Source organism: Altererythrobacter sp. KTW20L (assembly GCF_023501975.1).
Taxonomy (GTDB): domain Bacteria; phylum Pseudomonadota; class Alphaproteobacteria; order Sphingomonadales; family Sphingomonadaceae; genus Alteraurantiacibacter.
This window is the reverse complement of sequence record NZ_JAMFLH010000034.1, coordinates 1-397: the sequence shown is the minus strand read 5'-3', so window position 1 is coordinate 397 and position 397 is coordinate 1. Positions and strand designations below refer to the sequence as shown.

Here is a 397-nt window from a genome sequence, read left to right as displayed (position 1 = left end):
TTCGGGGAAGGTGATCCCCAGACGGCAGCCGCGATGGCCCAGCATCGGGTTGAATTCATGCAGCTCGTCTGCACGGCGGCGGAGGTGATCGACGCTGACGCCCACGTCAGCGGCCAGATCGGCAAATTCCTCGTCCCGCTGCGGCAGGAATTCGTGAAGCGGCGGGTCGAGCAGGCGGATGGTGCACGGCAGGCCCGCCATGGCGCTGAAGATCGCCACGAAATCGCTGCGCTGTTCGGGCAGCAGCTTGGCGAGCGCCTTGCGCCGTCCGGCCTCATCATCGGCCAGGATCATCTCACGCACGGCCATGATCCGGGCCGCATCGAAGAACATGTGCTCGGTGCGGCACAGCCCGATGCCTTCCGCGCCGAAGGCCAGCGCCATGCGGCAATCCTCG

At 66.8% G+C, this 397-nt stretch carries 1 protein-coding gene; it reads right to left on the bottom strand.

The window, feature by feature from the left end:
- Positions 1-397, bottom strand: a 397-nt coding sequence (locus M3P36_RS15085) for a putative PEP-binding protein (RefSeq protein WP_349630582.1), incomplete at both ends; no start/stop codon positions are given.